At 74.1% G+C, this 8,481-nt stretch carries 10 protein-coding genes and 1 pseudogene; 3 read left to right on the top strand and 8 right to left on the bottom strand.

Annotated features, from left to right (window positions below; all coding sequences use genetic code 11):
• Positions 1-258, bottom strand: a pseudogene (locus tag ACXJKG_RS16955) (YhgE/Pip domain-containing protein); the annotation flags it as partial.
• 9 nt (positions 259-267) lie between these two features.
• Entirely contained in the window at positions 268-999 is a 732-nt protein-coding gene (locus tag ACXJKG_RS16950) for an ATP-binding cassette domain-containing protein (protein ID WP_456846914.1), read from the bottom strand.
• 162 nt (positions 1,000-1,161) lie between these two features.
• Between ACXJKG_RS16950 and def the strand changes: the two genes are divergently transcribed.
• Both def and ACXJKG_RS16940 read left to right on the top strand, forming a co-directional pair.
• The gene (gene def, locus ACXJKG_RS16945) at positions 1,162-1,650 is read left to right on the top strand and encodes a peptide deformylase (RefSeq protein ID WP_370504120.1); all 489 of its coding nucleotides are present in this window, start codon (positions 1,162-1,164) and stop codon (positions 1,648-1,650) included.
• A 125-nt stretch (positions 1,651-1,775) separates the two neighbouring features.
• Complete coding sequence (locus ACXJKG_RS16940) at positions 1,776-2,276, top strand: DUF3145 domain-containing protein (RefSeq protein WP_456846913.1); 501 nt, start codon at positions 1,776-1,778, stop codon at positions 2,274-2,276.
• Positions 2,277-2,332: 56 nt separating this feature from the next.
• Here ACXJKG_RS16940 and ACXJKG_RS16935 read toward each other — a convergent pair whose 3' ends face one another.
• The 5 genes from ACXJKG_RS16935 to ACXJKG_RS16915 form a co-directional block, all read right to left on the bottom strand.
• Positions 2,333-3,580: a beta-ketoacyl-[acyl-carrier-protein] synthase family protein gene (locus tag ACXJKG_RS16935; RefSeq protein WP_456846912.1), complete on the bottom strand. Its 1,248-nt coding sequence runs from the start codon at positions 3,578-3,580 to the stop codon at positions 2,333-2,335.
• Positions 3,581-3,656: 76 nt separating this feature from the next.
• Positions 3,657-3,905 carry an acyl carrier protein gene (locus ACXJKG_RS16930; RefSeq protein ID WP_055913595.1) on the bottom strand — a complete coding sequence of 83 codons (249 nt, stop codon included), beginning with the start codon at positions 3,903-3,905 and terminating at the stop codon, positions 3,657-3,659.
• A gap of 74 nt (positions 3,906-3,979) precedes the next feature.
• Positions 3,980-4,984 (bottom strand): beta-ketoacyl-ACP synthase III, encoded by a 1,005-nt coding sequence (locus ACXJKG_RS16925; protein WP_456846911.1) that lies wholly within the window; start codon positions 4,982-4,984, stop codon positions 3,980-3,982.
• Entirely contained in the window at positions 4,981-5,958 is a 978-nt protein-coding gene (locus tag ACXJKG_RS16920) for an ACP S-malonyltransferase (protein WP_456846910.1), read from the bottom strand. Before ACXJKG_RS16920 ends, ACXJKG_RS16925 begins: the two co-directional genes overlap by 4 nt.
• A gap of 89 nt (positions 5,959-6,047) precedes the next feature.
• Complete coding sequence (locus tag ACXJKG_RS16915; RefSeq protein WP_456846909.1) at positions 6,048-7,334, bottom strand: PucR family transcriptional regulator; 1,287 nt, start codon at positions 7,332-7,334, stop codon at positions 6,048-6,050.
• Between the two features lie 124 nt (positions 7,335-7,458).
• On the opposite strand from ACXJKG_RS16915, the gene ACXJKG_RS16910 reads away from it, so the two are divergent.
• Complete coding sequence (locus tag ACXJKG_RS16910; protein WP_456846908.1) at positions 7,459-8,148, top strand: hypothetical protein; 690 nt, start codon at positions 7,459-7,461, stop codon at positions 8,146-8,148.
• A 66-nt stretch (positions 8,149-8,214) separates the two neighbouring features.
• Here the strand turns inward: ACXJKG_RS16910 and ACXJKG_RS16905 are convergent.
• Positions 8,215-8,481 (bottom strand): hypothetical protein (locus tag ACXJKG_RS16905; RefSeq protein ID WP_456846907.1); only part of this gene is annotated, 267 nt, incomplete at its 5' end.

The raw sequence follows: 8,481 nt of genomic DNA, 5'->3' as shown, positions 1-8,481 counted from the left end.
GTCGAGCGCGCCGCCGGCGGTGAGCTCGTCGGTGAGGTCCTGTCCGGCGGTCACGCGCGAGCCGTCGCGGTCCGCGCCCGCGTCGGCGTTCACCAGGGCGACCGGCATGGCGTCCAGGTGCCCGGACGGGTTCCAGAACGCCCAGAGGTAGAGCGCGCCGTACAGCAGGGGGACCAGCAGCATCGCGGCGACCGCGAGGCGGGGGAGCCGGCCGCGGCGGAACCGGCGCAGCTCGGTACCGGAGGTGAGCGAGAGCATGACGATCCTTCAGTCCGTGAGGGGCAGGGGGGCGGCGACGGGCACGACGGTCCAGGCGGTGCCCGCGGCCTCGTCGGCGGCCGCGCAGGAGGCGACGACGGTGACGCCCGTGGCGGCGACCGCCTCGAGGCGGTCCCAGACCAGGCGGCGTCGAGCCCGGTCGTGCACCTGGTCCACGTCGTCGACGACGAGCAGGCCGGGGCGCTGGGCCATCGCGAGCCCGATGCGCAGGAGCAGGGCGTCCACCTCGTCGAGGTGCCAGACGACGGTCCCCGCGTCCGGGACGGGGCGTCCGCCGAAGACCGGCCCGAGGACCGTGTCGACGAGCGCCTGGTCGGCCCGCCGGGCCCGGCGGTACCAGGGCGACAGCCACGCGAGCCGCTCCCGGACGTGGTCGCCCAYCGTGACCGAGTCGTCGAGGTCGTCGATGCCGRCGAACCCGGCGAGAGCCGCCTCGCGCTGCACCAGCGCGCGCTGCGCCGGCAGCCGGTGCCCGAGGACGACGAGCTCGGACGACGCGTCGGGCACCATCCGGCCGGCGAGCGTGAGCAGCAGGCTCGAGCGACCGGCTCCCTGCGGTCCCTGGATCAGGGTGAGCGCGCCGGCCTCCAGTTCGAGGTCGACGGGGCCGTAGACGGCACCGCGGTCGGCGTGCAGCTGCAGCCCCCGGGCGACGACGGCGGGCCGCGGCTGCACGGCGACGTCCGCCTCGGGGGCGAGGGTCTCGGGTCCTGCGAGCATCGCGAGCTCCAATCTAAACTGACCGGTCAGTACAAAGAGTACGCCGCTCGGCGACCGGGGTCTCGGGCTCGCGGTGTCGTTCTGCTCACACACGGGACCCGGACGGCGCCGGTCGGGGCCGTGTCCGCCTCGCCGACCGGTCCGCCGTGCGAGGATCGGCGCATGGCGATGCGAGAGATCCGGACAGTCGGAGACCCCGTCCTGCGCACACCCTGCGACCCGATCACGACGATCGACGACCGCGTGCGCGGACTCGTCGAGGACCTGCTCGAGACCGTGGACACCGACGGGCGAGCCGGCCTGGCCGCGAACCAGATCGGCGTCAGCCTGCGGGCGTTCTCGTGGAACATCGACGACGAGGTGGGCTACGTGCTCAACCCCGTGATCGTCGAGCTGTCGGAGGACGAGTACCAGGACGGCGACGAGGGCTGCCTGTCGGTGCCCGGGCTCTGGTACCCGACGCACCGGTCCTGGTACGCGCGGGTGGTCGGGACGGACCTCGACGGCAAGGAGGTCGTCGTCGAGGGCGTCGAGCTCATGGCGCGGTGCCTCCAGCACGAGGTCGACCACCTCGACGGGATGCTCTACCTCGACCGCCTGGAGCGGTCCGTGCGCAAGAAGGCGATGCGCGCGATCCGCGACACGCTCTGAGCGGCTGGCGCCTCGGGGCGCCGTCGGGCATGCTGTCCCCAGCACGCCGCGAGACCGTGCGTACTGCTGATTCGTGACTGAGGTCGTTGGGGAAGGCGAACCTCGAGCCCGATCAGGAGGACGACATGGCAGGTGCAATCACCCGCGGTGTACTTTTCGTGCACTCTGCACCGCGTGCGCTGTGCCCCCACGTGGAGTGGGCGGCGGGCAACGTGCTGGGCACGCGCGCCTCGTTCGACTGGACGGCGCAGCCGGCCGGTCCGGGCTTCTACCGCGCCGAGCACTCGTGGCAGGGGCCCCAGGGCACCGGTGCGCGGCTCGCGTCGGCCCTGCGGGGCTGGGCCCACCTGCGGTACGAGATCACCGAGGAGGCGAGCCACGGGGTCGACGGGTCCCGCTGGAGCCACACGCCCGAGCTCGGGATCTTCCACGCCGCCACCGACGTGCACGGCAACATCGTCGTGCCCGAGGACCGCATCCGTGCCGCCCTCGAGCACGCGGGGGACGCCGCGCGTCTGCGCACCGAGCTCGACCTCGCGCTGGGGCAGGCGTGGGACGACGAGCTCGAGCCGTTCCGGTACGCGGGCGCGGGAGCGCCCGTCCGGTGGCTGCACCGCGTGGGCTGACGACAGGACGCCGACGGCCCGCCCCCGGAACAGTGGGGGCGGGCCGTCGTGTCGCGTCAGACGGAGGCGACGACCAGCGCCACGTTGTGACCGCCGAACCCGAACGAGTTGTTGATCGCCGCGATGTCGCCGTCGCGGAGCGCCCGGGGCTTGTCGCGGACCAGGTCGAGCACCAGCTCGGGGTCGGGGTTGTCGACGTTGATGGTCGGCGGGGCGAGCCGGTCGCGCAGGGCGAGGATCGTGAAGATCGTCTCCAGCGCCCCCGCGCCACCGAGCAGGTGGCCGGTCATCGACTTGGTGGCCGAGAGGGCCACGTGGTCGGCCTCGTCGCCCAGCAGGCCGCGGATCGAGCGGGCCTCGATGAGGTCGCCCACCACGGTCGAGGTCGCGTGCGCGTTGACGTGCACGACGTCGATGCGGGCGATCCCGGACGCGTCGAGCGCGGAGCGCATGGCGCGGATCTGGCCTTCGCCGGACGGCTCGGGAGAGGTGATGTGGTACCCGTCGGCGGAGAGGCCGACGCCGGCGATGCGGGCGTAGACGCGGGCGCCGCGCGCGGCGGCGTGCGCGGCGCTCTCCAGCACGACCACCCCGGCGCCGTCGCCCATCACGAAGCCGTCGCGGTCGAGGTCGTAGGGGCGCGAGGCCCGCTCGGGGTCGTCGTTGCGCAGCGAGAGCGTGCGGGACGCGGCGAACGCGGCCACGTTCATCGGGTGGATCGACGCCTCGGTGCCGCCGGCGATGACGACGTCGGCGCGACCGGTCCGGATCATCTCGGCCGCGTAGCCGATGGCCTCGGCGCCGGAGGCGCAGGCGGACACGACCGCGTGCGCACCGGCACGGGCGCCGAACTCGAGCGACACGTAGGCCGTCGGCGAGTTGGGCATGAGCATCGGCACCGTCATGGGCAGCACCCGACGCGCGCTGCCGTGCGAGAGCAGGGCCTCCCACGCGTCGAGGATCGTGCGGATGCCGCCGATGCCGGACGAGACGACCGAGCCGAGCCGGTCGCCGTCGACCTCTGGCGAGCCCGCGTCGGCCCAGGCCTCGCGGGCGGCGATGACCGCGTACTGCGCGGACACGTCCATCTTCTTCTGCTCGGGGCGGGTCAGGACCTCGCTGGGGTCGACCTTGATGGTCGCGGCGAACTCGACGGGGAGGCCGAAGCGCTCGACCCAGTCGTTCTCGAACCGGCGCGCGCCCGACTCGCCGTTCAGTGCGGCGGCCCAGGTGCTGGGGACGTCACCGCCGAGGGGCGTCGTGGCTCCCAGTCCGGTGACGACGACGTCAGGTACGTGGCTCATCGGTGCTCCAGGTCGGCTGTCGAGAGGATGGCCGGTCCCGGGCGGCGAGGCCCGGGACCGACCCGGCGGGACAGGCTCAGGCCTGCGCGCCCGTGATGAAGGTGACGGCGTCGCCGACGGTGGCGAGGTTCTTGACCTCGTCGTCGGGGATGCGGACGTCGAACTTCTCCTCGGCGAGCGTGACGATCGTCATCATCGACAGCGAGTCGATGTCGAGGTCGTCGGTGAAGGACTTCTCGGGCAGGACGGAGTCGGTGGGCAGCCCGGTCTCCTCGCTGACGATCTCGGCCAGTCCGGCCAGGATCTCCTGCTCGCTGTACGCCATCGGTATCTCCTCGTGTTGGTTCGTGCGGTGTGGGGTCGGACGAACGGTACAACCGTGGGGTCGTACCTCAGGGTTCAGGGCAGGACGACGACCTGCGCGGCGTAGACCAGGCCGGCTCCGAAGCCGATCTGCAGGGCGAGCGCGCCGCTGGGCACCTGGCCCTCGCGGAGCAGCCGCTCGGCGGCCAGCGGGATCGAGGCGGCGGACGTGTTGCCGGTGTCGGCGATGTCGCGGCCGACCACGACGGTGTCCGGGAGCTTCAGCGTCTTGATCATCTGGTCGATGATCCGCATGTTCGCCTGGTGCGGGATGAAGGCCTCGATCTCGTCCGCGGTCACGCCCGCGGCGTCCATGGCCTTCTGCGCGACCGGCGCCATCTGCCAGACGGCCCACTTGTAGACGCTGGGGCCCTCCTGGCGCAGCGTGGGCCAGCCGGCGCCCTCGTCGCGCGTGGCCAGCCACGAGTGCGTCTGACGGATGGCCTGCGACTGGCTGCCGTCGGAGCCCCAGATGGTCGGACCGATGCCCGGGGTGTCCGACGGGCCGATGACGACCGCGCCGGCGCCGTCGCCGAGCAGGAACGAGATGGACCGGTCGGTCGGGTCGATGAAGTCGCTCATCTTCTCCGCGCCGATGACCAGCACGTGGCGGGCCGTGCCGGCGCGCACCAGCGCGTCCGCCTGGCCGATGCCGTAGCAGTAGCCGGCGCAGGCGGCCGAGATGTCGAACGCGGCCGCCGGGGTCGCCCCGATGCGGTCCGCGATGATCGCGGCGCCGGCGGGCGTCTGGTGGAAGTAGGTGACCGTCGAGAGGATGACGACGTCGATGTCCGCGCCGGTCAGCCCCGCGTTCGCGATCGCCTGCCGCGCGGCGCCCTCGGCCAGGTCGAGCACGTCGGTGCCCGCCTCGGCGCGTCGCCGGGTGACGATGCCGGTGCGCTGCCGGATCCACTCGTCGGAGGAGTCGATGGCCTCGACCAGCTCGTCGTTGGGCACGATCCGCTCGCCGCGGACGCCACCGAGGCCGAGGATGCGGGTGTGCGCCGGTCCGGTGGCCTGCGTGAGGGTAGGACGGGTCACGACGGGTTCTCCTGGTGATCTGCGGGGGTTCCGGCGTGCCGACGGACGAGATCACGTGCGGCGTCGAGGTCGGCGGGGGTCTTGACGGCGACCGTCTCGACCCCGGGAAGCGTACGCCGGGCCAGGCCGGTGAGCACCCCTGCCGGGGCGACCTCCAGGAGCCCGGTGACGCCCAGCTCGAGCAGGGTGGCCTGGCACAGGTCCCAGCGGACCGGGTTGGCGACCTGCGCGACGATCAGCTCGAGGGCCCGCGCGCCGGAGGCGGTCACGGTGCCGTCGGAGTTGGTGAGCAGCCGCACCTGCGGCTCGCCGGGGCTGATGTCGTCGGCGGCCGCCCGCAGCTCGGAGACCGCCGGCGCCATGTGCTCGGTGTGGAACGCACCGGCCACCTGGAGGGCGACCACGCGGGCGCGGGCCGGGGGAGCGGCAGCGAAGCCTGCCAGCGCGTCGAGGGTGCCGGCGGCGACCACCTGCCCGCCGCCGTTGACGTTCGCGGGGACCAGGCCGTGCGAGGCCAGCGCGGCGAGCACCTCGTCGGCGTCGCCACCCAGGACCGCGCACATCCCGGTGGGCGTCGCGGCGGCGGCGCGGGCCATGGCCGCACCGCGGACGGTGACCAGCCGCAGGGCCTCGTCGTCGGTCAGCACACCGGCGATCGCGGCCGCGGCGAGCTCGCCGACCGAGTGACCGGCGGTGACTCCGACCACCTTCTGCGCGGCGACCGCGAGGGCGTCGTCGGCGTCGAGGTCCAGCACGGCCCGCAGGCTCGCCAGCGCGGCGGCCACGAGGAGCGGCTGGGCGACGGCCGTGTCACGGATGGTGTCGGCGTCGGACGTGGTGCCGTGGGCGACGAGGTCGAGGCCGGTCGTGCGGGAGGCCCGCGCGATCGACTCGGCGACGGACGGCAGCTCGAGCCACGGGGCGAGCATGCCGGGGGACTGGGCGCCCTGACCGGGGCAGACGACTGCGAGCACCCGACCACTCTGCCTGGCCGGGCGCGTCCGCCCGCCTCACGGCGTGCACCAACCTTCTCGGACGCCCTTGTACGACTCCTACAACGACGTCAGCGCGCGCTCACCGTGGGCGCGGCCTCGGCGGCGTCGAGGCGACCGAGTGCGAGCGCCGTCTGCAGGACGTAGGACTCGCGGGCGTCGAGAGGGTCCCAGCCGGTCACGTCGGACACGCGGCGCAGGCGGTAGCGCACCGTGTTGGGGTGCACGTACAGCGTGCGGGCGGCGGCCTCGAGGGACCGTCCCGTGCCCAGGTACGCCGACAGCGTCTCGAGCAGCGAGCCCTGGCTGGCCGCCAGGGGCGCGTACGCCTGCGCGACGAGCGTGCGCCGCGCGGTGACGTCGCCGATCAGCACGCGCTCGGGCAGGAGCTCGTCGGCCTGCACCGGACGGGGCGCCTGCTCCCAGGCCGGAGCCGCGACGAGCCCCGAGAGCGCCGCCCGTGCGGAGCGTGCCGAGTCCGTCAGGTCCCCGACCACGGGCCCGATGACCACGGGACCCGGACCGAACCGCGGCAGCAGCGTGCTCGCCGCGACGCGCAGGTCGCCCTCGCCACCGAGGAACACCACCAGGCGGTCGCCCTGGATGCCCACCAGGGCGTCGTCGGCGGCGCGGCGGGTGGCCCGGCGCAGCTCGGCGGCGCGGACGTCGTCGAGCGCGGACGTCGTCGTGCCGACCATGACCAGCGTCGATCCCCGTCCGCTCCAGCCGAGCGCGGCGATGCGCGAGCGCAGGGCGTCGTCCACGTCGCCCCGCACCAGCGCGTCCACGACGAGGGCCTCGAGGCGTGCGTCCCAGGCGCCGCGCACCTCGGCGGCCCGCGCGTAGACCTCCGCGGCCGAGAACGCGACCTCGCGCGAGTAGCGCAGCACGGCCTCGCGGACCTCGCGCTCGTCGCCCGGCGCGGCCAGCCGGTCGCTGTGCGTCTCGACGACGTCGACGACGACCCGCACCAGCTGGAGCGTGTGCTGCAGCGAGATCGACCGGGTCAGCTCCGGCGGCGCGGCGGCGAAGATGTCGCCGACGCCGTGCGGCGGGCGCGTCGGCTCGGCGAACCAGGTGACGAACGCGGTGATGCCCGCCTGGGCGACGAGGCCCACCCACGACCGGTCCTCGGCGGGCAGGGCCCGGTACCAGTCCAGGTCTTCGTCGAGCCGGCGCATCGCGGCCGCGGACAGCAGGCCGGCGGAGTCCCGCACGCGGCGCTGGGTCTCCGGACCGCCGCGAGCCTCCAGCACGGGCACCCGGCTGCGGGACGAGGTGGACCGCCGGGCACGCGGTGCAGCCGGCTCGTCGGGTGGGGCGGCGGCGGTGCCTGTCCCGTGTGCGGTGCTGGACATGCTGCCGAGCATAGGGTCCGGCCTTGTGGGAAGTCGACAAACGGGGGTCGGACGCGCCCTCGTGCGGTGTGTGAGGAATGTCCCCAGCCGGGTGTGCTCGGTCGCTACCGGATAGGGTCGCGTCATGGCACTCCTGCCCCGACTGCGACAGCTCATGCGACGGCCGAGCTCGGCCTCGCGTGTCGGCGCGCGTCGGCCGACCAAGGCTGCGCGCCGTGGCGACACCCTCCACGAGGACGCGTTGCGCTCCATGCTGAGCGACGACCCGAACAACGAGCGGGCGTTCATCGCCCTCGCCGAGATCGTGCGGCGTCGTGCGGCGGAGTCCACCGCGGCCGACGGCGACCCGCTGGCGGCCCCGCCGGACGAGACCGAGCGGCAGCGCGCCGCGGACCTCGCCGTGTGGGCGCTCGGCGAGGAGCTCGCGGGCAACCCGCGCGCCTGGTACCCGCTCATCGAGGTCGCTCGGCTCTCCGTGCACGACGACCACGAGGGCACCGTGCGCCGCCTGACCACCGGCGCGGAGCGCGACCCGTCCGGTCGTGCCCTGGTCGAGGCGCTTGCCCTGCTGCGCGCCGCCGGGCTTCCCGTCGACGCCCTCGGGCTCGGCGTCGGCCACTGGCGCCCGCGCGAGCACGACCCCGAGGTCGCCCGCCAGCTGGTCCTCGCGTCCATCGAGGCAGGCCGGCCGCTGGAGGCCAAGCAGCACATCGCCGCCCTGGACCTCTACCCGGACCAGAAGGCCGTCGCTGACCTCAAGAGCGAGCTCGCCCGCGACGTCGCGCACGCCGAGCAGACCATCCCCGGCACCTGACAGCCGGGCACGACGAAGGCCCGGGCTCCAGGAGCCCGGGCCTTCGTCATGCCGTGACGACTCGGATCAGCTGTCGCCGCCCGTGTTGCCGGACGTGCCGGCCGTGACGTCGTACAGGCGGTAGCGCTCGATCGCCTGGGCGGGCGCCTCCTTGCTCACCGCACCCGTGCGCGCGAGCTGCTGCAGGACGCGCACGGCCGTCGACGGGCCGTCGATCTTGAAGTGGCGCCGGGCCGCCGCACGCGTGTCCGAGAAGCCGAAGCCGTCGGCGCCCAGCGTGGCGTACGTGCCGGGGATCCACGCGCGCACCTGGTCCGCGACGAGGTGGTCGAA

It is taken from the genome of Cellulomonas sp. P5_C6 (assembly GCF_054049635.1).
This window is presented reverse-complemented; position numbering and strand designations above follow the sequence as displayed.